The sequence below is a fragment of the Myxococcus sp. CA056 genome (assembly GCF_013336715.1).
GTDB classification, from domain to species: domain Bacteria; phylum Myxococcota; class Myxococcia; order Myxococcales; family Myxococcaceae; genus Myxococcus; species Myxococcus llanfairpwllgwyngyllgogerychwyrndrobwllllantysiliogogogochensis.
The window spans coordinates 154,528-177,836 of the sequence record NZ_JABUMT010000012.1 but is presented as its reverse complement, the minus strand read 5'-3'; the positions used below and the strand labels follow the sequence as shown (position 1 = coordinate 177,836).

The window sequence follows — 23,309 nt, the reverse complement described above, 5'->3', positions numbered from 1 at the left end:
GTCAGAGCGAGATGCCGTAGAGCGCGCCGTACTTCGCGCGCAGGTACCCCAGGAAGTCCGCGTCGGTGAGGCCCTGTCCCGTCACCTCGCGCACCCGCTCCTCGGCGGGCAGGCGGAAGCCCTGACGGTGGATGCGCTCACGCAGCCAGTCGCGCAGCGGCAGCATCTGTCCCCGTCGCAGCTGCCCCTCGAGGTCCGGCAGCTCCCGCCCGGCGGCGCGATAGAGCGAGGCCGAGTAGAGATTGCCCAACGAGTACGTCGGGAAGTAGCCCAGCTCGCCCCAGGCCCAGTGGATGTCCTGGAGCACGCCCTGCGTGTCATCGGGCGGAGTGACGCCGAGGTAGCGCTCCATGCGCGCGTTCCACGCGGCGGGCAGCTCCTCCAGCGGAAGCTCGTCGCGGATGAGCAGCAGCTCCAGCTCGTAGCGCACGGCGATGTGGAGGTTGTACGTCACCTCGTCGGACTCGGTGCGGATGAGCGACGGGCGCACGTCGTTGACGACGGTGTGGAACGCATCCAGGTCCACCTGGGCCAGCGCGTCGGGGAAGCTCTCGCGCAGCAGCGGGAAGTAGTGCTCCCAGAAGGGGCGACTCCGGCCCACGAGGTTCTCCCAGAGCCGCGACTGTGACTCGTGCAGCCCCATGGACGGCGAGGCCGCCAGCGGCGTGCGGTAATGCTCGGGCGAGAAGCCCTGTTCGAACAGGCCGTGCCCCGCCTCGTGGATGGTGCTGAAGATGGCGGACAACGGGTTCGACTCGTCCACGTGCGTGGTGAGCCTCACGTCGAGCGCGTGCGTGCCTCCGGTGAACGGATGGATGCTCACGTCCTGTCGGCCCGCCTCCAGGTCGAACCCCAGGTCCCCGAGCAACCGCAGCGTGAAGCGCCACTGCGCGTCCTTGTCGTAGCGACGCCCGTCGAAGAGGGCCGGCACCTGTCGCTTCGCGCCCGAGAGCTTGCCCACCATGGGGATGAGCTGCTCGCGCAACGTGGTCAGCACGGGGGTCAGCCGGGAGGCACGCATGCCGGGCTCGTAGCCCTCCAGCAGGCCGTCATAGCGCTCGCCATCATGGCCGTACGCATCCGCCTGCTCGCGACGCAGCTCCAGCAGGCGTTGGAGGGCGGGCTGGAAGCGGGCGAAGCGGCGCTCCTTGCGGGCCTCGCGCCAGGCATGGAGGCCGTGACTCTGGGCCTCGGCCAGGGCGCGCACCAGGGCGGCGGGCACGCGCACCTCGCGCTCCCGCTCGCGCTGAAGCACGGTCACCATGGCGCGCTCGTCGTCGGACAGGCCCGCCTCCGTGGCCGCCCTGGCGAGCGCATCCCCCAGCCGAGGGTCCACGAGGCGCTCGTGGTGGATGCCCTGCAGGGTGGACAGCTGGTGGGCTCGCGCGGGGCCCGCCTTGGCGGGCAGGTACGTCTCCTGGTCCCACGTGGCGAGGCCAATGAGCCCCTGGAGGTCCTTCAGCTCCTGCATCCGGGAAAGCAGCCAGGTATCCATGAAGTCTCTATAACCCGCCGCACCCCGGGCTTTCGCGGGGAGGAACACAAGGGTATGAGGGCCGGGCAATGGCCAATGTCCTTCAGTTCTTCATGATTCCCGACGACGAGCTCGCCTTCTTCCGCTTCCTGGAGCGCTTCGTGCTGGAGGTGTACCCCCGGCGCGTTCCAGCGGACTGGACGACGTTCCGCGCCCATCAGGACAACATGGCGCGACTGCCCGAGGACGAGATGTACCTGGTGGCCAGCGACCTGGGCCCCGCCATCGTCGACAAGATGAAGCGCGGCCCGGACAAGGGCTACTGGCGCGTGGACGAGGTGCGCTCCCCCGTCATCTTCCTGGAGCGCTGCCGCACCAACGAGGAGGGCGAACTGCTCAGCGGCAAGCTCTGGGCGGAGCTGGACATCACCGCGCAGACGGGCCGGAAGAACGCGGCGCCGGACCGCTTCCGGCGCCTGTTCATGGACATCGAGGAGCACGTGAAGAAGACGTTCCGCCGGGGCCAGCCGAAGGACTTCTTCGTCGGCCCCAAGACGGCCCGCCTCTACAAGGAAGGCCTCGTCCTGCGCGACTCCGCCTTCCGGGGCGGCACCGTGAACGTCTACAAGTAGCGCTCAGCTCCCCGAGGCGACCGCCGTCAGCTTGCGCAGCATGGGCGCCTCGTTGAGGAACTTCAGGTCCGGGTGCTTGTCCTCGGCGTGCTGGAGCGCCCAGTCGTCGCGGAAGAGGACCAGCGGCAGACCGTCGCGGTCCTGCACCGTCTGACGGTTGCCTTCCCAGTCGAAGGACTTGGGGTCGAAGTTCGGCCCCACCACCCAGCGCGCGTGGCTGAAGGGCAGCCGGTCCAGGGCAATCTTCGCCCCGTACTCGTGCTCGAGCCGGTACTGGAGGACCTCGAACTGGAGGGCGCCCACCACGCCGACAATCGGGTCCTTCATGCCCATGCTGAGCTGCTGGAAGATTTGCACGGTGCCCTCTTCCGAGAGCTGCTCCAGGCCCTTCTCCATCTGCTTGCGGCGCAAGGGGTCCTTGGAGCGCACCACCGCGAAGTATTCGGGGCTGAAGCGCGGCACGCCCTCGAACTCCACGTCGGTGCCCTCCGCCAGCGTGTCGCCGATGCGGTACTGCCCCGGGTCGAACAAGCCGATGACGTCTCCGGGCCAGGCGTCTTCAATCGCGGTGCGTTCGGCGGCCATGAACTGGCTCGGCTTGGCCAGACGCACTTCCTTGCCCAGGCGCGAGTGGAACGCGTTCATGCCCTTCACGTACCGGCCGCTCACCACGCGCATGAAGGCGATGCGGTCTCTGTGGGCGGGGTCCATGTTCGCCTGAATCTTGAACACGAAGCCGGCGAACTTGGGGTTGTTGGGCTCGCGCGGGCCCAGCGTCGTCAGACGCGAGGTGGGCGCGGGGGCCAGGTCCAGGAAGGCATCGAGGAACGGGCGCACGCCGAAGTTCGTCATCGCGCTGCCGAAGAACATGGGCGTCAGCTGGCCCGAGTCGCTCTTCTCGCGGGTGAACTCGTCACCTCCGATGTCGAGCAGCTCGATGTCCTCGTGGAGCTTGGCCAGCTCCGACTCGGTGAGCACCGACTTGATGTCCTCCGAGTCGATGGAGACCGAGCGCTCGCCGACCTCCGACTCGCCGTGGGTGCCCTCGGCGGAGAAGACGTGGACGACGCGGGCCTGCCGGTCGTAGACGCCACGGAACTCCGGCCCCATGCCAATGGGCCAGTTCATCGGATAGGAGCGGATGCCGAGCACCTGCTCCAGCTCGTTCATGAGTTCGAGCGGCTCGCGGCCGTAGCGGTCCAGCTTGTTGACGAAGGTGAAGATGGGGATGCCGCGCAGGCGGCACACCTTGAAGAGCTTCTTCGTCTGGGGCTCGACGCCCTTGGCGGCGTCGATGAGCATCACCGCCGCGTCGGCCGCGGCCAGGGTGCGGTAGGTGTCCTCGGAGAAGTCCTGGTGGCCCGGGGTGTCCAGCAGGTTGACGGCGTGGTCCCGGTACACGAACTGGAGGACGGACGAGGTGACGGAGATGCCGCGCTCCTTCTCCAGCTCCATCCAGTCGCTGGTGGCGTGGCGCCGCGCGCGCTTGGCCTTGACGCTGCCGGCCAGATGGATGGCGCCGCCGTAAAGCAGCAGCTTCTCCGTCAGCGTCGTCTTGCCCGCGTCGGGGTGGGAGATGATCGCGAAGGTGCGCCGCCGGGCGACCTCCCTGTCGAGCTCGTTCGTCATGACCCGGGGCCAACTACCACGGGCCGTGTTTCCTTGCAGCCAACAAGGAGCCCCTGGCGGTTCGCCCGAGGCCCGTGGGAGGGTCTGCTCACACTTTTTCGCCTTCGGAGGCAGCCATGCAGCGGACCCATCACTCCACGGGTACCCCCTGGGAGCCCGTCGTGGGCTACTCGCGCGCGGTGCGGGTGGGGCCCTTCGTCTCCATCTCGGGCACCACGGCCACCGACGCGTCGGGGCAGATTGTCGGGGCCGGGGATGCCTACCTGCAGGCCGTCCAGGCGCTCCGGAACATCGAATCCGCGCTCCTGGCCGTGGGCGCGGGCCTGAAGGACGTGGTGCGCACGCGGATGTACGTCACGGACATCTCCCGCTGGGAGCAGGTGGGCCGGGCGCATGGGGAGTTCTTCGCCAGCATCCGTCCGGTGACGTCGATGGTGGAGGTGAGCAAGCTCATCTCCCCGGAGATTCTGGTGGAAATCGAGGCGGACGCCATCGTCGCGGACGCGCTCGACAAGGCACCCTGAGGAACGAGGGCCCCCCTGCCCGCTTGGATTGCATCGCCGGGGGTGGTCGCCTCGCGCCCGACGCTCCAAGTTCGAGGGAGCCATGGGCGTCGAATGGAAGGACAACATCGGCATCGCGGATGCGCTGGAGCGGGTGGCGGACCTGCTGGAGGAGCAGGACGCGATGCCCTTCCGGGTGACGGCCTACCGCAAGGCGGCGGGGTCGATTGGCCAATGGCCGGAGTCCGTGGCGGAGCTGCTGGCGTCGAAGGGCGAGGCGGGGCTGCGGGAGCTGCCCGGGGTGGGCAAGAGCATCGCCGCGGCGGTAGCGGAGCTGGTGCGCACGGGGCAGCTCGGGTTGTTGCAGCGGCTGGAGGATGAGTCGTCGCCCGAGCAGTTGCTTGCCAGTGTGCCGGGCATCGGTCCGGAGCTGGCGCGGCGGATTCATGAAGAGCTGGGTGTGCGCTCGCTGGAGGAGTTGGAGCAGGCGGCGCACGACGGCAGGCTCGAAGCGGTGGAGGGCTTTGGACCGCGACGCGGGCAGCAGGTGCGGGACCTGCTCGAGGCGCGGCTGGGGCGGAACCGGCGAGGAGCGGCGCGCAAGCGCGAGAGCCAGGATGAAGGGCCTCGGCCCGACGTGGGGGTGTTGCTCCAGGTGGATGAGGAGTACCGCCGGAAGGCGGACACGGGAGAGCTGCGGACCATCGCGCCTCGGCGGTTCAATCCATCGGGTGAGGCGTGGTTGCCGGTGATGCGGCGCAAGCTGGACGGGTGGAACGTGCGGGCGCTGTTCTCCAACACAGCGATGGCACATCAGCAGAAAGCGACGCACGACTGGGTGGTGCTGTACTTCGACCAGGAAGGCGACGAGGGACAGTGCACCATCGTCACCGCGCACGGTGGACCGCTGGACGGTCGGCGCGTGGTGAGAGGTCGCGAGGTGGAGTGCCTGGCCTATTACGGCGTGGAGTCCGAGGAGGCGGAGGCGCATCAGCCCGGGGCGTGAAAACAGGAGGTCGAGTCGGAAACAGTCCCTGCCGCCAACAACGACGCCGACGAGTAGGATTCACCTCATGGCCACCAAGGACGATTTGCTCACACGGGTCCTGAGCCTTCCTCCCGAGGAGCGCGCCGAGGTCGCGCACAAGCTCCTGCTCAGTCTCGACGACGAGCCCGCACAGGAAGCTTCCGGTTCAGAGTGGGCACAAGAGCTGGAGCGTCGCGCCACGGACATCCGCGAAGGCCGCGTGGAGACAGTCCCCTGGGAGGACGTGGAGCGTCAGGTTGTTGCTCGCCTGAAGTAGCGACGCGTAGCATCGGCCTCTCATCACGAGGAAGCCCAGGCGCAACTGCACGTAAAACTCCGGCAATTCTGAGTGCTAGGCTTCGCGGCGCATGCGAATTCTGCGAGGGCTCTGGCTTTTATGGGTCGTCCACGTGCTGGGCTGCGCTTCCGCTGCACAGCACCCGATTCATCCCGCTTGGGATGAAGCCGAGGTGGAGTGCGCTCGCCCCGAGGAGGACCGCTGCGTCACGGTCCTGTGTTCGGATGACATGTGCGGCCTCTATCGTTGCGAGGACCTGCCCAGCGAGGTTGAGCGGGTGCGTTTTCCTCCGGCACGTCCCCCTGCCGCCGCTGCCGCACCGGGAAGTGGTCCCCGGAGGAACTGGGGCGGTCGCCAGGGCCTCCCTCGCGGGGCCATCATGGTCTTCCCGCACTGGAATGGCGCGCCCGAGCGAGTCATTCCTCCTTCGCACCAGCTCACGCCAGGGCGTTGGGAGAAGCACCACATTTTTCCCCAGGCAGAGGACCTCGCGAGATGGTTCGAGCGCCAGGGCGTGAAGATCCACGACTACACGATGCCCATCCCCCGCGACCTCCATCGCCGCATTCATGGGAATGACGGTCGCGGAGGCCCGTGGAACAAGGCCTGGCGCCAGTATCGAGACCTGAATCAGAGCGCGAGTCCCGAGGACATCTACAAACACGCGGGCGAACTCATCCACCGATTCCAGCTCATCGGTGGCCCCGTTCAACCCTACTATTCTCGCCCGGGAGCATGAGGGCTTCGAACACATGACTCGGTACTTCTGGCTGCGGGAGGACGAGGCCGCGACGAGCGCCTTCAGCGGCTCGTTCGACGGGGCTCTCAAGTGGGCCCTGCCCGGTGCGAAGTGCTCGGAGTGCGGCGTGACCTGGAGCTCGTGGGGTCACCACTATCCTTGCGTGGACCTATCCTCGCTGCCCGAGCACGCTCTCTTCGAGCAGCCCCGCCCCGAGCCCTTCACCGAGTTCGCACGTCTGCGGGCTCTGGTGCGCCCCCTGGCCCCAGCGAACTCCGAGCTGCCACCTGGCACCGAGTTTGGCCCCAGGGTCGGCCGAGCCTCGGGAGCTTTCGGACCGTTCACCTGGCAAGGGACTTCGATTCTGCTCGTTCGCCGCGACGCACTGGAGCAACTCCAGGCGCAGGGCCTCCGTGGATTGACAGGGTGCCGGACAGAGCTGCGGTTTCGCCAGAAGACCGCGCCCGAGCTGCTCGACCTTCAAATCGAGCCACGCGGTCGACTCCATCCCGACTGTGTCCCACCGGATGTGCCTCCACCCTGCCCGACGTGTGGCCGCTTCGCGCTCTCGCGACCCGATGCGCCCGTCCTTGATGCGGACTCCATGCCCTCAGACGTGGACCTGTTCCGGGTCGGAAACTTCGCGACGATGCTCATCGGCACTCAGCGCCTCATGGAGGCAGTGCGCCTCATGGAACTCCCAGGAATCGCCTTCCACGAGCTGCCAGTCCGCTCCGCCGTGAGCTGATGCCCCTGCCGCCCGCGTCCACACCGGGACGCGGGCGACAGGAGCCTCATCGTCAGAGCGCTGGCGTGTACAGCTCCGCCGAGGACAGCGCTCCGCTGGTCCCCAATCCTCCCGCGACGAGCAGTCGCCCGGAGATGGCCAGCCGAGTCACCGTGCCGCTCGACAGCGCGTTGGACATGGTGCCCGCGGACGTCCACTGACCGAGCGCCGGGTCGAACACCTCCGTCGTGGACAACAGGCCCGTGCCCGCCCCGGCGTCCCCGCCCAGCACCAGCACGCGGCCCGAGGACAACACCGACGCCAGCGCGCCGTAGCGGCTGCTCGTCATGGGCGCCACCGTCGTCCAGCCGCCCTGCGCCGGGTCATAGATTTCCGCCGTGGCCAGCGCGCCGCCCAGGCCCCAGCCGCCCGCCACCAGCACCTTGCCTCCGGGGAGCGCCACCGCGATGTGTCCATAACGCGTGCCCGACATGGAGCCCGTCTGCGTCCACTGGCCCGTGTGCATGTTGTAGAGCTCGGCGGTGGCCGTGTCGCCCGTGGGCGTCGTGCCGCCCACCACCAGCACCTGCCCGGACAACAGCATCGTCGCGGTGTGGTTGACGCGACGCACGTTCATCGCGCCCGTCGTGCGCCAGGTGCCGGAAGGCGGGTCATACAACTCCGCCGTGGCGAGGATGCTGCTGAAGCTGGAGGACATCCGCCCTCCCGTCACCAACACCTGCCCCGACTCCAGCAACGTGGTGGTGTGCCGCGAACGGGCCCCCGCCAGCGCGCCGGTGCTGCTCCACTGCCCCGTGGCCAGGTCATACACCTCCGCGGACGACAGATAGGACGAGGAACTGGCCTGCCCGCCAGCGACCAGCACGTTGCCCGAGGGAAGCTCGGCCGCCCCATGCAGGAAGCGCGGCGCGACCAGGCTCCCCGTCTGCGTCCACGTCACCAGGTGCTCGTCGTACAGCTCCGCGCCCGACAGCCCGCTGCCGCCGGTGCTCGTGCCTCCCGCCACCAGCACCTTGCCGGAGTCGAGCAACGTCACCGAGTGGTGATACCGCGCCGACGACATGACGGCCGTCGGGCGCCAGGGCGGCGTGGGCACCGAGAAGCGCTCGGCCGACGAGGCCCCCTGCGTTCCCTCCGCGCTTCCTCCCGCGACGAACACGTCGCCCTGGGGCAACAGTGTGGCCGTGTGCCCCAGCCGACTCGTGCTCATCGAAGACGTCACGCTCCAGCGCACCAGCGCCGGGTCGAAGATGGCCGCGCTCTGCAGATACGGGCTGTTGCCATCCGTGCCACCACTGACGAGCACCTCGCCCGAGTGCAGCAGCGTGGCCGTGTGCTGCGCCCGCTCTCCTGGCAGTCCCTGCGCCACCGAAGTCCAGGTGCCCGTCCCCGGGTCGAACAGCTCCGAGGTCCGCGAGGCCGTGAGTTCATCGATGAAGCCTCCCGCCACCAGCACCTTGCCGGACAGCAGCCGCGTCGCGCTGTGCCCCGAGCGCACTCCGAGCATCCCCGCTGCGAGGGTCCAGAGCCCCGTGCTCGGCTCGTACAGCTCCACGTCATTCACGAACGAGCCTCGCGGTCCGACTCGCCCCCCGGTGACCATCACCCGTCCATTGCCCAGGAGCGTCGCCGTGTGTCCCACGCGCGCCCTGCGCAGCGCACCCGTGGCGGACCACGTCCCCGTGGCCGGGTCATAGAGCTGGGCAGTGGCCAGCCCCGCGCCCGCGCCGTTCTCTCCGCCCACCACCAGCACCTTCCCGCTCGACAGCAACGTCGCCGTGTGGCCGGAGCGCAGCGAGTCCAGATTCCCCGTCGCGACCCAGGTCCCTGCGGTGGGGTCATACAGCTCCGCGGTGCCCGTGGACGACGCGCCGGAGTCACCGCCAGCGACGAGCACCTTGCCGTTGTTCAGGAGTGTCGCGCTGTGTCGACGCCGCGCGGCGCCCAGCGAGCCCCCGGGCAGCCAACGCACGCCCTTCGGGTCGTACAGCTCCGCGCTCGACGAGGACTGCCCACCCACCACCAGCACCTGCCCGGTGCGCAGCAACGTCGCCGTGTGGTCCATCCGCTGGAGCAACATGCTCGGCGTGGGCGTCCAACCCTGGCTCGCCTCCAAGCCCGCAGTCGCCTGTGCTTCCGACGTTTCTGCAAATTCCTCGTGTGAGCATCCCGCTAGGACAAGCGCCGACACAAGCGCGGCCAGTCGGCCGAGCCCGATACATCGATTCATGGGTGGGGGTCCTTTCCTTGGGGTGTGCGCCCGACGAGCCGCACGCGGCGGCCCTTACCCCAGTCCCGAGGAAGGAGGCCAATTCCGCCCTTGAAAAGATGTGTCGACACCAGATGAGACAGGTGGGGTTGATACACCCCACCACCGAGTCAGCGAGCGCTCGCCGGCTCGAAAGACTCGGTCGAGATGAAAGGGATTAGCTGCTGGCGGAGGTGTAGTGGCCGATGGAGCGAATCCAGACGCGCCGCGCCACCCACGCGAAGATGGCCGAGCCCACCACCGCCCCCACCAGGGACTGCGCTGGCAGCCGGCCCAGCATGGCCTCCGCCGGGAAGGTGGTCATCAAGGCGAGGGGAATCACGTAGGTGAAGACCAGGGTCAACGCCCCCTTCGCCACGCCCTTGAACACGGATGAAGGCCAACGCGCGAAGTCAAAGATGGACGTGAAGAGGTAGGTGAGGTTGTCCACCCGGACGACGAAGAACGCGGCGCTCACCGTCAATATCCACAGCGAATACAAGAGCAGCGTGCTGGTGCCCAGGAGCAGCACGGACGTCAGGAGCCCCAAGGGAGACGGCCCGCGTCCCAGCAGCATGAAGGCGTAGAGGAAGAGCCCCAGGCCGGTGAGCACGTTGAACGCGCGCCACGGCAGGAAGCGCTGCGTCGACACGAGGAACTGCGCATCCGCGGGCTTGAGCAGCACGAAGTCCAGCGTGCCCTTGCGGATGTGCTCCACCACGCCGGTGAGGCTCGGGTTGATGGCGCCCTCGAGGATGCCTTGCAGCAGGGTGAACCAGCCCACCACGAGCAGCGCCTCGCCGAAGCTCCAGCCCTCGACTTCCGGCCGGCTGCCGTAGACGACGAACAGCGGCGCCAGCGCGGTGAAGACCCAGCACAGCGACGTGAAGCCATCGGTGAAGAAGTCCGCCCGGTACTGGAGCGCCTGGAGGCCGGACGCCTTGAGCTGCACTGTCAGCAGTCGCAGATATCGCCGCACCATGCCCCTACCCTCCGAACGCCGCGAAGCGCTTCACGCCCTGCTTCCAGAGCCCCACCGCGAGCGCGCCCATGCCCAGCACCCACGCCCACTGCCTCGCCAGGAGCCCCAGCGCGGTGGGCAGGTCATGCGCGTTCGTCATCAACTCCACTGGCAGCCCCATCTGGTAGCGGAAGGGCAGCCAGTCGATGACGGTGCGCAGGCCCTCGGGTAGGAACTCCACCGGGTACATGTAGCCGGAGCAGACGAAGAAGAGGACCATCCACACCTCCATCATCTTCTGGCTGCTGTCGAGGAAGAGGCTCAGCGCGCCGATGGCCACGTTGGCCAGGAAGGTGATGGCCCAGCCGCCCAGCACCGCGAGGATGAACAGCGCCCACTGCCACGCATGCTGCGGCACCGCCTTGTCCGCGCCCACCAGGGCGATGCTCAGGAGCACCACGGGCAGGGCCACCACGACGCGCATGGGGAAGCCCGCCACGTTGTCGGACGCGTAGCCCCACAAGGGAGAGATGGGACGTAGGAGCCGCATCGCCAGCGTGCCCTGCTTCACCTCCCAGTTGATGAGCCACGCGGCCCACGCGCTGGTGAGCTGACGCACCGCGAAGGTGGCCAGGAAGTAGCCCACGAAGTCCGCCTGGCCGAAGTTGCCCACCGGGGCGCTCTTGGCCACCGCCATCCACAGCACCATGTTGACCAGCGGCATGGTGGTGGACAGCACCCAGACGAACATCTCCGCCCGGTAGGCCACCGACTCCGCGAAGCTCACGCGCAGCATGGTGGGAAGGGCCCGCAGCAGACCTCGGGCATTCATGCCGTCACCGACTCGGCGGCCTGCAGCCTGCGGGCCTTGTTCTCCGCGAAGAGCTCGCTCATGACCTCTTCCAGCGGCGCGTTCTCCACGGTGAGGTCTGTCACCGGCAGTCCGGACAGGGCGCGGGAGATGGTGGCGTTGACCGCGTCCTGCTTCACCTGGAGCACGGCGGTGCCCGCCTCGTGCGTCACCAGCTTGCCCAGGGGCTCCAGGCGCGAGGCGTCAACCTGCTCGGACAGCCGCAGCACCACGCGCTTCTCCGGGCGCACGCGCTGCACCAGCGCCTCCAGGCTTCCGTCGTAGGACAACAGGCCCTTGTCGATGACGATGACGCGCGGGCAGAGCGCCGCCACGTCGTCCATGTAGTGGCTGGTGAGGATGAGCGTGGCGCCGTACTTCTCGTTGTAGTCCTTGATGAACGTGCGCATGGTGGCCTGCATGGACACGTCCAGGCCGATGGTGGGCTCGTCCAGGAACAGCACGCGGGGCCGGTGGATGAGGGCCGCCGCCAGCTCGCACTTCATCCGCTCGCCCAGGGAAAGCTGGCGCGTCGGCTTGCCGATGAGGTCGCCAATCTCCAGGAGCCCCACCAGCTCGTCCAACGTCTGCTTGTATTGCAACGTGGGCACGTCGTAGATGGCGCGGTTGAGCTCGAAGGTCTCCGCCGGAGGCAAGTCCCATAGGAGCTGCTGCTTCTGCCCCATGACGAGCATGATTTTCTTGAGGAACGCCTCCTCGCGCAGGCGCGGCACGTGCCCGTCGACGCGGACCTCGCCCTCGGAGGGGTGCAGGAGGCCGGAGAGGACCTTGAGCGTTGTCGTCTTGCCGGCGCCATTGGGGCCCAGGAAGCCCACGCGCTCTCCCGGACGTATGTCGAAGGAGATGCCGTCCACCGCCTTCACGGAGGTGTAGGTGCGATGGAAGAGCGAGCGGAGGGCCGCCTTGAGGCCTGGCGGGCGCTTGTGGACTTTGTAGTGCTTGCGCAGCCCGTGGACGGAGATCATGTGCGACAAGGGTTTAACGCGGACGCCCCCGGGTGGCGACCGTGGAGTTGAGCAAGTGGCGGGGTGACAACGGGTTGACATGGGCGGCTTCCGGGAGCGGCCCCTCGGTCGAAGGCTTGGCGGGATGAGCAACGGATACAGCAAGGACCTGGAGCGGTGGATGCCGCGGCTCATCGCCGTGTGGCGCGCGTCACGCGGCAAGGGTGACGGGCCGGAGGGGCGGCTGACGCCCCAGGAAGTGAAGGAAGTGGGCGCCGGCGTGCGCCAGCTCTCGCTGGGCCTGACGCGGGAGCGTCAGCTCGCGGGGGCGCGCTACATGGACGACCCGAAGCTTTTGGGCGCCTACCTCCTCTTCTACTGGCCGGTCTCGTATGCGCAGGCCCGGCAGGTGCTGGGGGAGCTGCCGAACCGTCCCCGACAGGTGCTGGATTTGGGCAGCGGCCCGGGTCCGGTGGCCTTCGCGGCGATGGACGCGGGCGGGAAGGAAGTGACGGCGGCGGACCGCAGCAAGGCCGCGCTGAACCTCGCGCGCGCGCTGGCGACAGAGGCCGGCGAGGCGCTGGCCACCCGGGAGTGGGACCCGACGAAGAAGGCCGCCGTGCTGCCGGAGGGGCAGTACGACCTGATTACGATGGGCCACGTCATCAACGAGCTGTACGGCACGGGGGACAGCGCGACGACGCCTCGGGCGGCGCTGCTCGAGGCGGCGCTGGCGAAGGTGAAGCGCGGCGGCAGCCTGCTGGTGATGGAACCCGCGCTGCGGGAGACGAGCCGCGGCCTGCTGCACGTGCGCGATGCGATGGTGGCGCGCGGCTATGCGGTGCGTGCGCCGTGCATGTACCGGGGTGCGTGTCCGGCGTTGGTGAAGGAGACGGACTGGTGCCACGCGGAGCGGCCCTGGCCGATGCCTCGCGTCGTGGAGGAGCTGGCGCGCGCTGCGAGCCTGCACAAGGAAGCGTTGAAGATGAGCTACCTGCTGCTGGCGCCCAAGGGCGAGGAGTGGCCGGAGCTTCCGCCGGGTCGGCTGTTCCGCATCGTCTCCGAGCCGCTGGAGGGCAAGGGACGGCACCGCTACATCGGCTGCGGGCCGGAAGGCCGCGTGGGACTGGCGATGCAGGAGCGTCACCGCACGGAGAAGAACGAGCGTTTCCTCCAGTTGCACCGAGGTGACGTCATCGCGGTGACGGAGACGGAGCCCAAGGGCGACGGTCTGGCGATGAGCGATGCCTCCGAGGTGAGGATGGTGGCGCCCGCGGGCAAGGGCGTGCCACCGCCGCCTCCGAAGGAGGACGCGCCCGTGAATCCGGGAACCAGCCCGAACCCCGGCGCGCCCTCCTGACACGCGGAGAGGTCGCGGGCTCCGACACGGCCCGCGACACAGTGCCCCGCGTGAACTCCGCGTCGCGCGGGCCTCGGCGTGGCCCGCGATATGCCGCCTCCGCGCGACCCTGCGGTGCGCGGTGGTTCACGCCGGCGAGCGAGGGCCTGTGAGCGCCCAGTGAGGCCCGCTCCACGGGTCCTCGCGTCGCTCAAGCGCGGGCTTGCGAGTAAGCCCCCGTGAGCACGTCGCGCATGTGGCGGAAGGACTTCACGCTGTCCTGCGCCGCGCTCACCGCGCCTTGAAGCAGGACGGTGGCCTGGATTCGAACCAGCTGGAGGCGACGGGGCGCGGCGTGGTCTTCGTTCTTCCGAGGGGGCGTCATCAGGGAAGCGAGATTCATGGAACGCTCCGGGGTGTGAGGAGACGGGAAGCAGCATCCACCGCTCCCGCAACCTCCACGTCGCGCGCGGGCAACATCGCCGTCACATCGCGTTCAGGGCGCGGCCGCGGCGTGCGGCATGTGCCCTGCCCGACAGTCCCCACCCCAGGCAAGGGGACACGCGAACACCTCCGGACGGTGACACACGGGCCGGCCGGCGATGAAGAACCGGTCTGCTAGCGTGAGCAACTCTCTCGTTGTCCAGGAAGGCGCATGTCCGTTCAGTCCCCGCCGTCGCGGATGCTGTACCCCCCGCTGGAGCCCTATCGCATGGGCCGCTTGCGGGTCTCCTCGCTCCACGAGCTCTACTTCGAGGAGTGTGGCAACCCGAAGGGCAAGCCCGTGGTCTTCGTCCATGGTGGCCCAGGGGGAGGCACGGACGCGAAGCAGCGGCGGTTCTTCGACCCGGCGGCCTATCGCATCGTCCTCTTCGACCAGCGCGGCTGCGGCCGGAGCACTCCGCACGCGAGCCTGGAGGAGAACACCACCTGGGACCTGGTGGCCGACATGGAGCGTCTGCGCGAGCACCTGGGCATCGAGCGCTGGCAGCTCTTTGGCGGCTCCTGGGGCAGCACGCTGTCACTGGCCTACGCGCAGGCCCATCCGGAGCGCGTCACGGAGCTGGTGCTGCGCGGCATCTTCCTCTTGCGCAAACAGGAACTGGACTGGTTCTACCAGCGCGGCGCCAGCGCCCTGTTCCCCGACGCGTGGGAGCACTACCTGGCGCCCATCCCCCTGGAGGAGCAACGGGACTTGCTCGGCGCGTATCACCGACGCCTGACGAGCGCGGACGCGGCGACGCGACAGGAGGCCGCGCGAGCCTGGAGCGTGTGGGAGGCGCGAACCAGCTATCTGCATCCGAACCTGGAGCTGGTGGCACGCAACAGCGCGGACGACTTCGCCCTCGCCTTCGCGCGCATCGAGTGCCACTACTTCTTCAACCGCGGGTTCCTGCGCTCGGACACGCAGCTCCTCGATGACGTGCCGCGCATCCGTCATCTCCCCGCGGTCATCGTCCAGGGACGCTACGACGTGGTGTGCCCGCCGGAGAGCGCGTGGGCGCTGCATCAAGCGTGGCCGGAGGCGGAGCTGGTCATCGTTCCGGATGCGGGGCATTCGGCGAACGAGCCAGGCACCACGTCCGCGCTCGTGGAGGCCACGGACCGGTTCCGTCCGCGGTGAGCCAGGGCGTGGTCCTCAGGCTCCCTGGCCTTGTGCGCCTGTCAGCGGGGTGGGCGCCTCGCTCTGTCGCGTTCCCTTCCAGCGCGACAGGGCGAGGATGAACAAGCCCAGCACCACGAGGGTGACGACGGAGGCCTCCAGCCCGTAGCGGCCTCCGGTGAGCCACTCGGGCTGGCCGTGGAAGACAGGCATCCACATCCCCTTGAACTCCTCGCCACTCACGCCGAAGCCCAGCAGGCCCAGCAACCCGTTCCAGCCCAGGTGCACACCCACGGGAAGCGCCAGTCCTCCCGTGCGCAGGTAGCAGAGCCCCAGCATCCATCCGGCCAGGAAGGTGGCGGTCAAAGCCACCGTGCGTGCCCCTCCGTCCATGCCGGGATTGAAGGCATGGGCCAGACTGAAGACGGCCGCGAACACGAGCTGCGTCCACCTGGGACCCATCCCCCGGATGGCGCGCTGGAAGGCATAGCCGTGGAACAGCGTCTCCTCGAACAGGGCCACGCAGAGCATGAACCAGGAGATCTTGAAGATGACGGCGGCTCCGTTGCTCGCGGCTCGCTCCAGATGGAAGCCATCCAGCGCGAAGACGACCGCGCCCACCGCTCCCACCAGCGCCGTGCCGCCCAAGAGCCCGAGCCCGAAGTCACGGGCCGAGCGCCGCGCCGGGAGGATTCCGAGCGAGGACAGGGGCTCACGCTCGAGTCGAAGGCATAGCCAGCTCGAAAGGAGGACGCCGAAAAAGGCGCAGAGCGGCCCCGAGACGATTCGCCGCAGCTCGACAGGCAGCTGCTTCTGGAGGAGGACGAGGCCCAGTATCAGGGCCACGCTCAACGCGACGGAGCCCAGCACCTTCCAACCATTACGGAGACGCTGCTCGCTGTTGATGAAGATGGATTTCATGGGTCTGCTTCTCTCGGTCGGAGATGACTCTTCCGCGCTGCAAGGGGACATCATACCTACGCGCCACGGCGCTTCGATTGCCGTCCCCGCGCACTGGCGATTCGCTCGTCGAAGGACTTCGTTTCGAGGGCTTGGATGGCGCGCTCGAGCACCTCGGAGAGCGGCACGGGAAGCTCAGCATCCAGGCTGGCAGCGGCGCTCGCGGTGGCCTTCCAACACGACTGGAGTCGCGGGAGCAGCGCCCGTCCCGACGGACTGAGGCGAATCCACCGCTGACGCCCATCCACTGGCCCTGGCTCCGAGAGCACGAGCCCGTCCTTCACCATCAACGCCAGCGTCTGCGTGGTGGCGGGCTGGGTGGTGTCGGACGCCTCGGCGAGCTGACCGATGGTCATCGGCTCGTCTTGCATCAGCGCCCGCACCAACGGCGTGTAGCGAGGACGGTAGGCGAAGCCCTCTTCCTCGTAGACCCGGCCGACCGCTCCGTCGAGAAGCTCGAGCAGGTGTCGCAACTGCGTTCCAAGACCCCGGTGGTGCGCCCTCTTTCGAACCCCGGTCGGAGTCCTTAAGGTGGGAACGAACGACTGATTGGGAGAACATCCATGTCCGCAGAGAAGGCCGCGCGAAGCTGGGTCGAGGAGAGCGCCCTGCGCGCCGCGGGTGCCGCCGCGATTCCCATCCCGGTGCCGGGTGCGCACACTGCGCTCACGTCCGCCATCGAGGCGTACATGATCTACCACGTGGCGGGCATCTACGGAGAGAAGCTCAGCCTCGGTGAGGCGCTCGGCCTGGTGCCCACGCTGGGCGCGGGCATCGTCGCGCGCAAGGCGGCCAGCAGCATCGTCGGAGAGACGGTGGGATGGATTCCCATCGCGGGCTGGCTGCTCAAGGGTGCCGCCAGCGGTGGCACCGCGTTCGCCATGGGCGTGGCGGCGGTGACGTACTTCGAGAAGAAGTACCCGGGCCGCGATGCGATTCCGTTCGACACCCTGTCCATCAAGGACTGGGTGAAGGCCGCGCTCGCGCAGCTCGGCGTCAAGAAGTAGCCGAGGCGGAAGGCACGGGTCCACGACACGCGGGCGTCCTCGTAGACGCCTTCGGCGTTGGAAACGGCATCTCCTGTTGTTGAGTCTGGTGATGAAGCCTCTCAAGCGGCCTCTGGCAAAGGCAGACAAGGGACTCCATTGGGGCGCGTCTGGCTGAGGCGCCGGCGCCCCCCCGACCGGGGCAAGGCCGGCTCCCGTCACAGTGCTCCCGCGCGCTCCGGCGGCCAGAAGCGCAACCAGGCCTTGCCAGTGACGGAGCGTCGCGGCAGGGGACCCCAGACATGTGAGTCGCTGCTGGCGTTCCGGTTGTCACCCAGGACGAAGAGCCTGTCCTCGGGCACGCGCGCGGGGCCCCACTGGTAGGTGGGCGCCGCCGCGACGTAGGGCTCCTGGAGGAGCCGTCCATCCACGAACACCTGCCCGTCGCGCACCCGCACCTCCTGACCCGGCAGGGCAATCACCCGCTTGATGGCGATGTGCTGGCGCAGGTCACCGGAGCGCACGAGCTCGGGAGGCGGCTCGAAGACGACGACGTCCCCGGCCTGGGGCGGATGGACGCGGTAGGACAGGGTATCCACCACCAGCCGGTCACCCACTGCCAGCGTCGGCTCCATCGAGCCCGAGACGATGAGCCTCGGGTGCACGACGAAGCCGCGAAGGAGCACCGCCAGCAGCACCAGCGCGCCCACCCCGATGACCATCCTCCACGGAATCTTCCACTTTTTCTGTGTGTGAGCAGGCGCGTCCTGGCAATGATTGCTCATTCGTCTGGGTCTACCCTTTCAAGGGCCTCTCGAACTCTATACACTATCGGATGGGACGGGCTTCGGACCGCCCCATGTCAAACAACCGCACAACACAGGAGGTCGGATGAAGAAGACCTTGAAGATGGGGCTCATCGGATTCGTGCTGGGAGCTGCTGTGGCCGTGGGTTCCGCGACGTTGGGAAGCGAGGAGACGGTCGCCGCTCCGTGCTGCTCGAGCTGTGATGATAATGACCTCCGCTGCTGGCGGATTTGTAGCCCGAGCTGCTGAGCGCCGAGGCCCTGAGGGGCACCTGAAGCGACGACGGGCTGGGGACGGCAAGGTCCCCGGCTCGTTGTCATTGGAAGATGCCCCCCCGGGACGCATGAGGAAAGTGGCGCTGGAGGTGGGCCCTGCGTACGCATGCCGTGCTGTTGAGTCTGGTGATGCTGGTGACGGGCTGTGCCTCCCAGTCGCCTGCCTCCGGAGCGGGCAGGCCCCTGCGCTATTCGCAGCGGGACGGCCTGGCTGACGACTCCAGTCCGCGCCACTCTGGCACACGGGAACGACGCGACCGCCCTCGCGAGAATGAGGCAGAGGCCATCGCGGACAGCCAGCAGCGAGCCATACAGACCCGGCAAGCAGTCGTGGCGGCGGTGGACAAAGTGAAGGGCTCCACGGAGGAGCTCTCCAGTGCCATCCCCAGGCTCGCGGCTCACACGCGGGGCCTTGGTGGAAACGCCGACCTCTTCACGCGTTACTTCGACTACGGCTCGAACCAGATGCCCTGGCTTCGTGACGCACTCCGAGGAACGGCCACGCTCGTGGAGGTCTCCGAGTCGGTGGACGACCCGGACATGGCGGTGGGCCTGCTCAGGATGACAGGGCCTCGCCTCCAGGCGGCCATGGCTGGCGCCATGTTGTTGGCGACCTGGTTCGACGTCCTCCAGCTCGCCGATGCCGTGCTCCAGCAGTGCCCTTACTACAGCGTGGAGCAACTGCTCACGGACATGGACCGCGTACAGAAGCGCCTGGGGCCGGCGATGACGGCGCTCTCCTCCCTGGAGCCAGGACGCGTGGAGGCCACGGCGGCTGCGATGCCTGAGCTGATGGGGAAACTGACCCAGGAGTTCAGCACCATTCGCGAGGGTGCGCGCGTGGCAATGGAGCGTACAGGGCAAGTCATCGCGGCGGCGCAGTTCATCGAAATGGTGGCCCTGGTTTCGACGCTGCGCGTGTCACTCCCCCGGCTGCCTCCCTCAGGGCCCGTCCTCGTGGGCGCGCGCCTCGCTGTGGGTCCAGGTGGAGTGATGGCGGGCTCGCACCTCGTTGTCTCCGCGGAGTGGGTGGAGATGATGCGACAGCTCGTACAGGCAGGAGTCATTTCCATGCCAGTCGCTAGCGCGGCTGTCCGTGTCCACGCTGGACAGGTGCTGATGGCGCAGTCGCACCGGGACTTGCCCAAGGGCGTACGCGAGGCCCTGGGTGACAGCCCCGAGGTGCGCGGAATGCACGAGACAGGCAGGGCCGGGGCAGGCATGGCGGAGGCTCCGAAGCACCATGTCCTGCCACGAGAGCATCGTAAATGGTTCGAGCAGCGCGGCTTCACGGGCGCCATGGACATCGACCATTTTTGCGTGAGGCTGGAGCGAGCCCACCACGAGTCGATTCACGGAGGCGGGAACTGGAAGCTGGGGCGCACGTGGCCCGGTGAGTGGAACCAGCGGCTCATGGAGGTACTGCGAGAGGCGGAGGTCGAAGCTGGACGCATGTTGACGCGGAATGAGATCTTGAAAGAAGTCGCAAAGCGTATGCGGGACTACAGAATCCCGATGAGCTTCACCTCTGGGAGAAAACGATGAGCGGCGGAGACGCCTGGCGGGGCAACATCAGGGTACGCCTGTACGAACGAGTCCGCGCATGCGGCTACGACTCGCTCACTGCCTTTGCCGCTGCGCGCCCTGCTGTCCCGCTATACGCGCTGGCCGACGAGCTTGGAGATGACATTGCCGCAGTGCAGGTGTTGAGCGGCTTGCTGAACGAGGCGGAGCAGCACAAGCAAGTCACGCGCTTTGTGCGCGACGTGCTCGTGCGCGAGCTGTCCGAACGATTTCCGAATGGCTGGCCGGACGCATTGGACGACGCAATCCGTGGTGAAATTGCCCTGGCGCTCGGCTCGTGGACTTCCTACTCCCCTGATACGCACAAGGAGCGGGTCAGGCAGGCCAGGGCAGCGCTTCGCGTGTCGCCGCCTCCTGTTGGATGGCGCCCGCTCGGTCCCGACGACGAACTGCTCCGCACGCTCTTGCCCGACGACGAAGCCTGACCCACCCAACGCCACCGAGCGAAAGGCCACCACTCACCGCGCGGTGAGCGCGCTCGCCAGCTCCTCGTACAAATGGATGGCGCTGCGGATGGACTTCTCCCAGTCCCCCACGTGCAGGCTCTCGTTCTCCGAGTGGGCGTACGTGTACGGGTCCTCCACGCCGATGAGCAGCGCGGGCACTCCGCCCAGCTCCTTCGCGAAGGGCTCCACGAAGGGAATGGACGCGCCGCAGCCGATGGCCACCGCCTTCGTCCCATAGCCCTTCTCCAGCGCACGGAAGGCCGCCTGGAACGCCGGGTGCGACGGGTCCGTGTACCACCACCCCGAAGCCCCCTCCGTGTGGAAGCTCACCTCCAGCCCCCACGGACACACCTTGCTCAGGTGCTCCTTCAGCCGCCGCTCCACGTCCTGTGCCTCCAGGTCCGGGACGATGCGGATGCCCACGCGCGCCCACGCCGCGTCGCAGATGATGTTGCGCGCGTCCTTGCGAGTACTCGCCTGGATGGCGTTGATGGCGATGCTCGGCTGCCGCCAGTTCATCTCAAACGGGTGCCGTCCTCCCAACACCTGGACGCCCGGCAACAGCCCCACCTGCTCGCGGAAGGACGCCTCGTTCCCCGGCAGGGACTGGATGCTCTCGCGCTCGCCCGGCGTGAGCGGCTTCACCTGCTCTCGCAGCCCTTCAATCGCGATGGAGCCGTCCGCGTGGGTCAACGTCGCCAGCATCCTGCACAGCGCCATCACCGGGTCCGGCACCGGACCACCCCACATGCCGGAGTGCACCGCCTGCTTCAACGCGCGCACCTCCACGTCCACCGTGACGAGCCCCCGCAGCGCGGTGGTGATGGACGGCAGCCCCGTGTCGAAGTTCGCCGTGTCCGTCAGGACGATGGCGTCCGCCTTCAACAGCGCCGAGTGCTTCTGCAGGAATGCGGACAGATGCCCGCTGCCAATCTCCTCCTCACCCTCGATGATGACCTTCACGTTGAGCGGCAGCCGACCGGAGCCCTTCAGCCACGCGTCCACCGCCGACGTGTGCACCACGATGCCCGCCTTGTCGTCCGCCGTGCCACGCCCGTACAGCCGGCCATCCCGCAGTTGTGGCTCGAACGGGGGGCTCTTCCACAGCGACTCGTCGCCCGCTGGCTGCACATCGTGATGGGCATACAACAGCAACGTGGGTGCGCCTGGAGCCCGCAACACCTCGCCGTAGACGTAGGGGTGGGCGCCCTCGATTTCGAGTAGCTGGATGTTTTCAAACCCACGGTCTCCCAAGAGTCGAGAAGTCGCCTCAGCGCTCTGACGCACCCGGGCGGAGTCGAAGCCAGGAAACGAGACGCTGGGTATGCGCACGAGGGCCATGAGGTCCTCGAGGTAGGCGGTCTTCTGGGACTCGAAGTGAGAGAGAGCCTGGGCGATGGGCATGCTCACCCCTTAACCTAAAAAGGCAGGCAGGCGCTCCAGGTCCTCGCGCGGATGTTGCGCGGTCCAAGTATCATGCGGCGCCATGTCCGACACCCCGACACTGCTGCTCGTCGACGACGACAGCTTCGTGCGCCGCATCCTCAAGGACGTCATCGCCGACACGGGCATCGAGCTGCGGTTGCTCGAAGCCGCGGACGGAGAGGAAGGCCTCGCGGTGGCAGCGCGCGAGCAGCCCGCGGTGATGTTCCTGGACCTCTTCATGCCGAAGAAGAGCGGGCTGGAAGTCCTCGGCGCCATCAAGCAGGTGTCGCCCAACACGCGGGTGCTCGTCATCAGCAGCATGGATGCGGAGCCCGTCGTGGAGCAGGCCATGGCCGCGGGCGCGGTGGGCTTCGTGGGAAAGCCCTTCCATCCGCTGGAAATCGCCTCGGCCGTGCGCCAGGCGCTCGCTCACTGACTTCAGAGGTGTCTGCGTGTCGTCTCCTGCTGTCGGTTACTGGGTAGCGGACAACCTGGGCCGCGTGTTGGGCCCCCTCGCCCTCCAGGCCCTTCGAGAGCTGATCTCCTCCGGGAGGCTGAAGGCCGCCGTGCGCGCCTCCCGCGACGGCACCCAATGGGTGGCCGTCCAGGAGCTGCCCGAGCTGCGTGACTTGTTCGCGGCCACCCGGCCCTCGCCCTCGGTGGAGCAGCAGCAGGCCGAGCGCCTGCGCACCCAGCTCCGGGGTCTTCAGAACCTGCCGCCCCACGAGGTGTTCGGCGCCAAGCCGAACGCGAGCCTGGACGAAGTGCGCCTGGCCTTCTTCCGCATGGCCAAGCGCTTCTCGCCCGAGCACCTGTCGCCGGAGACGCATCCGGAGCTGCGCAAGGTGTCGGCGGAGATCTTCGACTTCCTGTCGCGCTGCATGCGCGAGGTGGAGGTGTTGTACGCGCAGGGCGCCTACCAGCAGGCCCGGCCGCTGCCTCCCCGGCTGGACATGGACGGGCCGCTGCCGCCCCCGCCTCCTCCGCCCGTGGCCTCGGTGGCGCCCGCCGTGGTGCCGCCCGTGGCCGCGCGCGTTCCCACCGTCGCGCCGCCGCCCGTGGCCGTCATCGCGCCGCCCGTCGCGCCACCGCCGCAGCCGGTGATGCCCGCCCGGCCTCCGCCGCCGGTGATGCATGCGACGTCCGCGCCCGTCGCCGCGCGCGCGCCTGTGTCGCCGCCAGTGCAGCGCACGCACACGCTGCCGCCGCCCGCGCCACCGCCGCCCGCGGTGCCGCTGCGCAAGGCCGTCGCCGCGCCCACCTATTCCAGCGCGGAGTTCGTGGGACTGGAGCGCCGCGCGGATGATCGCATCCACGCGGACGTGAAGGTGTCGATGCAGAACACCGGCATCTTCACGGACCACCGCATCATCAACCTCTCCTCCGGCGGCCTCTTCATCGCCACGGACAAGCCGCTGCGGCTGGGCACCCTGGTGGAGCTGACGTTGCGGTTCGATGACCCTTCGCGCGTGATGACGCTGCGAAGCTCCGTCATCTGGGAGAATTCGCTGGAGGACGGCAAGAACCCGCGAGGTTATGGGTTGCGGCTCAGCAGCCTCCGCAAGGAGGAGCGGGAGTTCATCCAGCAGTTCGTGAGCCGCAAGCCTCCGAAGAAGCCCTGAGCGGGTGAGCCCGCTCGGGGTGGCTTGCTACAGCAGCTGACCGAGGAACACGGCCCCGGTCATGACGAAGGCCGCCATCACCGCCATCACCGCCTTGAGCTCCAGGTCATCGCGGCCCATCACGTTCATGAAGTTCATGGTGTCCATCCTTCGTTGTGTCCCCTCCCCCTTTCCTACGGGACACCCCG

Annotated in this window: 24 protein-coding genes; 13 read left to right on the top strand and 11 right to left on the bottom strand. The window is 68.1% G+C overall.

All coding sequences use genetic code 11. The features are described 5' to 3' along the window. Position 1 precedes the first annotated feature (1 nt). A complete protein-coding gene (locus HUA76_RS34295) occupies positions 2 to 1,495 on the bottom strand; it encodes a carboxypeptidase M32 (RefSeq protein ID WP_174463205.1) in 1,494 nt (497 codons plus the stop codon). Between the two features lie 68 nt (positions 1,496 to 1,563). On the opposite strand from HUA76_RS34295, the gene HUA76_RS34290 reads away from it, so the two are divergent. Beyond that, on the top strand, positions 1,564 to 2,106 hold the full coding sequence (locus tag HUA76_RS34290) for a hypothetical protein (RefSeq protein WP_141645945.1): 543 nt from the start codon (positions 1,564 to 1,566) through the stop codon (positions 2,104 to 2,106). A gap of 3 nt (positions 2,107 to 2,109) precedes the next feature. Here HUA76_RS34290 and HUA76_RS34285 read toward each other — a convergent pair whose 3' ends face one another. Then, positions 2,110 to 3,735: a peptide chain release factor 3 gene (locus HUA76_RS34285; protein ID WP_141645946.1), complete on the bottom strand. Its 1,626-nt coding sequence runs from the start codon at positions 3,733 to 3,735 to the stop codon at positions 2,110 to 2,112. 116 nt (positions 3,736 to 3,851) lie between these two features. Between HUA76_RS34285 and HUA76_RS34280 the strand changes: the two genes are divergently transcribed. From HUA76_RS34280 to HUA76_RS34260, 5 genes are all read left to right on the top strand, one after another. After that, the gene (locus tag HUA76_RS34280) at positions 3,852 to 4,259 is read left to right on the top strand and encodes a RidA family protein (protein WP_174457577.1); all 408 of its coding nucleotides are present in this window, start codon (positions 3,852 to 3,854) and stop codon (positions 4,257 to 4,259) included. An 82-nt stretch (positions 4,260 to 4,341) separates the two neighbouring features. Next, positions 4,342 to 5,244, top strand: coding sequence for a helix-hairpin-helix domain-containing protein (locus tag HUA76_RS34275; protein WP_174463204.1), 903 nt, complete (start codon positions 4,342 to 4,344; stop codon positions 5,242 to 5,244). A 67-nt stretch (positions 5,245 to 5,311) separates the two neighbouring features. Next, a complete protein-coding gene (locus tag HUA76_RS34270; RefSeq protein ID WP_174457579.1) occupies positions 5,312 to 5,542 on the top strand; it encodes an addiction module protein in 231 nt (76 codons plus the stop codon). Between the two features lie 91 nt (positions 5,543 to 5,633). Further along, the gene (locus HUA76_RS34265) at positions 5,634 to 6,302 is read left to right on the top strand and encodes a TIGR02269 family lipoprotein (RefSeq protein ID WP_174457580.1); all 669 of its coding nucleotides are present in this window, start codon (positions 5,634 to 5,636) and stop codon (positions 6,300 to 6,302) included. Between the two features lie 13 nt (positions 6,303 to 6,315). Further along, entirely contained in the window at positions 6,316 to 7,050 is a 735-nt protein-coding gene (locus HUA76_RS34260) for a double-CXXCG motif protein (RefSeq protein WP_174463203.1), read from the top strand. 52 nt (positions 7,051 to 7,102) lie between these two features. On the opposite strand, the gene HUA76_RS34255 is transcribed toward HUA76_RS34260, so the two are convergent. From HUA76_RS34255 to HUA76_RS34240, 4 genes are all read right to left on the bottom strand, one after another. Beyond that, positions 7,103 to 9,130, bottom strand: coding sequence for a kelch repeat-containing protein (locus HUA76_RS34255; RefSeq protein ID WP_254614664.1), 2,028 nt, complete (start codon positions 9,128 to 9,130; stop codon positions 7,103 to 7,105). Positions 9,131 to 9,476: 346 nt separating this feature from the next. Next, a complete protein-coding gene (locus HUA76_RS34250; RefSeq protein WP_174463201.1) occupies positions 9,477 to 10,280 on the bottom strand; it encodes an ABC transporter permease in 804 nt (267 codons plus the stop codon). A gap of 4 nt (positions 10,281 to 10,284) precedes the next feature. Continuing rightward, complete coding sequence (locus tag HUA76_RS34245; protein ID WP_141645951.1) at positions 10,285 to 11,091, bottom strand: ABC-2 family transporter protein; 807 nt, start codon at positions 11,089 to 11,091, stop codon at positions 10,285 to 10,287. Then, positions 11,088 to 12,095 carry an ATP-binding cassette domain-containing protein gene (locus HUA76_RS34240; RefSeq protein ID WP_141645952.1) on the bottom strand — a complete coding sequence of 336 codons (1,008 nt, stop codon included), beginning with the start codon at positions 12,093 to 12,095 and terminating at the stop codon, positions 11,088 to 11,090. Before HUA76_RS34240 ends, HUA76_RS34245 begins: the two co-directional genes overlap by 4 nt. Positions 12,096 to 12,219: 124 nt before the next feature. Between HUA76_RS34240 and HUA76_RS34235 the strand changes: the two genes are divergently transcribed. Next, positions 12,220 to 13,434, top strand: a complete 1,215-nt coding sequence (locus tag HUA76_RS34235; RefSeq protein WP_141645953.1) for a small ribosomal subunit Rsm22 family protein — start codon at positions 12,220 to 12,222, stop codon at positions 13,432 to 13,434. 190 nt (positions 13,435 to 13,624) lie between these two features. On the opposite strand, the gene HUA76_RS34230 is transcribed toward HUA76_RS34235, so the two are convergent. Then, the gene (locus tag HUA76_RS34230; protein ID WP_141645954.1) at positions 13,625 to 13,816 is read right to left on the bottom strand and encodes a hypothetical protein; all 192 of its coding nucleotides are present in this window, start codon (positions 13,814 to 13,816) and stop codon (positions 13,625 to 13,627) included. 252 nt (positions 13,817 to 14,068) lie between these two features. Between HUA76_RS34230 and pip the strand changes: the two genes are divergently transcribed. Continuing rightward, positions 14,069 to 15,037 (top strand): prolyl aminopeptidase, encoded by a 969-nt coding sequence (gene pip / locus HUA76_RS34225; RefSeq protein WP_174457584.1) that lies wholly within the window; start codon positions 14,069 to 14,071, stop codon positions 15,035 to 15,037. Between the two features lie 15 nt (positions 15,038 to 15,052). On the opposite strand, the gene HUA76_RS34220 is transcribed toward pip, so the two are convergent. Next, a complete protein-coding gene (locus HUA76_RS34220) occupies positions 15,053 to 15,937 on the bottom strand; it encodes a CPBP family intramembrane glutamic endopeptidase (RefSeq protein WP_174463200.1) in 885 nt (294 codons plus the stop codon). 56 nt (positions 15,938 to 15,993) lie between these two features. Further along, positions 15,994 to 16,449 carry a MarR family winged helix-turn-helix transcriptional regulator gene (locus HUA76_RS34215; RefSeq protein WP_174463199.1) on the bottom strand — a complete coding sequence of 152 codons (456 nt, stop codon included), beginning with the start codon at positions 16,447 to 16,449 and terminating at the stop codon, positions 15,994 to 15,996. A gap of 90 nt (positions 16,450 to 16,539) precedes the next feature. Here HUA76_RS34215 and HUA76_RS34210 point away from each other — a divergent pair, with 90 nt between their 5' ends. Further along, complete coding sequence (locus tag HUA76_RS34210; protein WP_141645958.1) at positions 16,540 to 16,983, top strand: DUF697 domain-containing protein; 444 nt, start codon at positions 16,540 to 16,542, stop codon at positions 16,981 to 16,983. Between the two features lie 197 nt (positions 16,984 to 17,180). Here HUA76_RS34210 and lepB read toward each other — a convergent pair whose 3' ends face one another. Then, positions 17,181 to 17,684: a signal peptidase I gene (gene lepB / locus HUA76_RS34205; RefSeq protein ID WP_174475831.1), complete on the bottom strand. Its 504-nt coding sequence runs from the start codon at positions 17,682 to 17,684 to the stop codon at positions 17,181 to 17,183. Positions 17,685 to 18,155: 471 nt separating this feature from the next. Here lepB and HUA76_RS34200 point away from each other — a divergent pair, with 471 nt between their 5' ends. Both HUA76_RS34200 and HUA76_RS34195 read left to right on the top strand, forming a co-directional pair. Continuing rightward, positions 18,156 to 19,589, top strand: coding sequence for a DUF2380 domain-containing protein (locus tag HUA76_RS34200; RefSeq protein ID WP_371823556.1), 1,434 nt, complete (start codon positions 18,156 to 18,158; stop codon positions 19,587 to 19,589). Continuing rightward, on the top strand, positions 19,586 to 20,053 hold the full coding sequence (locus HUA76_RS34195; RefSeq protein WP_174463198.1) for an NUDIX hydrolase: 468 nt from the start codon (positions 19,586 to 19,588) through the stop codon (positions 20,051 to 20,053). The genes HUA76_RS34200 and HUA76_RS34195 overlap by 4 nt, the downstream gene beginning before the upstream one ends. Before the next feature lie 33 nt (positions 20,054 to 20,086). On the opposite strand, the gene HUA76_RS34190 is transcribed toward HUA76_RS34195, so the two are convergent. Next, entirely contained in the window at positions 20,087 to 21,478 is a 1,392-nt protein-coding gene (locus tag HUA76_RS34190) for a M20/M25/M40 family metallo-hydrolase (RefSeq protein ID WP_174463197.1), read from the bottom strand. Positions 21,479 to 21,560: 82 nt separating this feature from the next. Between HUA76_RS34190 and HUA76_RS34185 the strand changes: the two genes are divergently transcribed. Beyond that, positions 21,561 to 21,935 carry a response regulator gene (locus HUA76_RS34185; protein ID WP_141645963.1) on the top strand — a complete coding sequence of 125 codons (375 nt, stop codon included), beginning with the start codon at positions 21,561 to 21,563 and terminating at the stop codon, positions 21,933 to 21,935. 16 nt (positions 21,936 to 21,951) lie between these two features. Next, positions 21,952 to 23,121, top strand: coding sequence for a TIGR02266 family protein (locus HUA76_RS45770; RefSeq protein ID WP_174463196.1), 1,170 nt, complete (start codon positions 21,952 to 21,954; stop codon positions 23,119 to 23,121). The last annotated feature ends 188 nt before the right edge of the window (positions 23,122 to 23,309 follow it).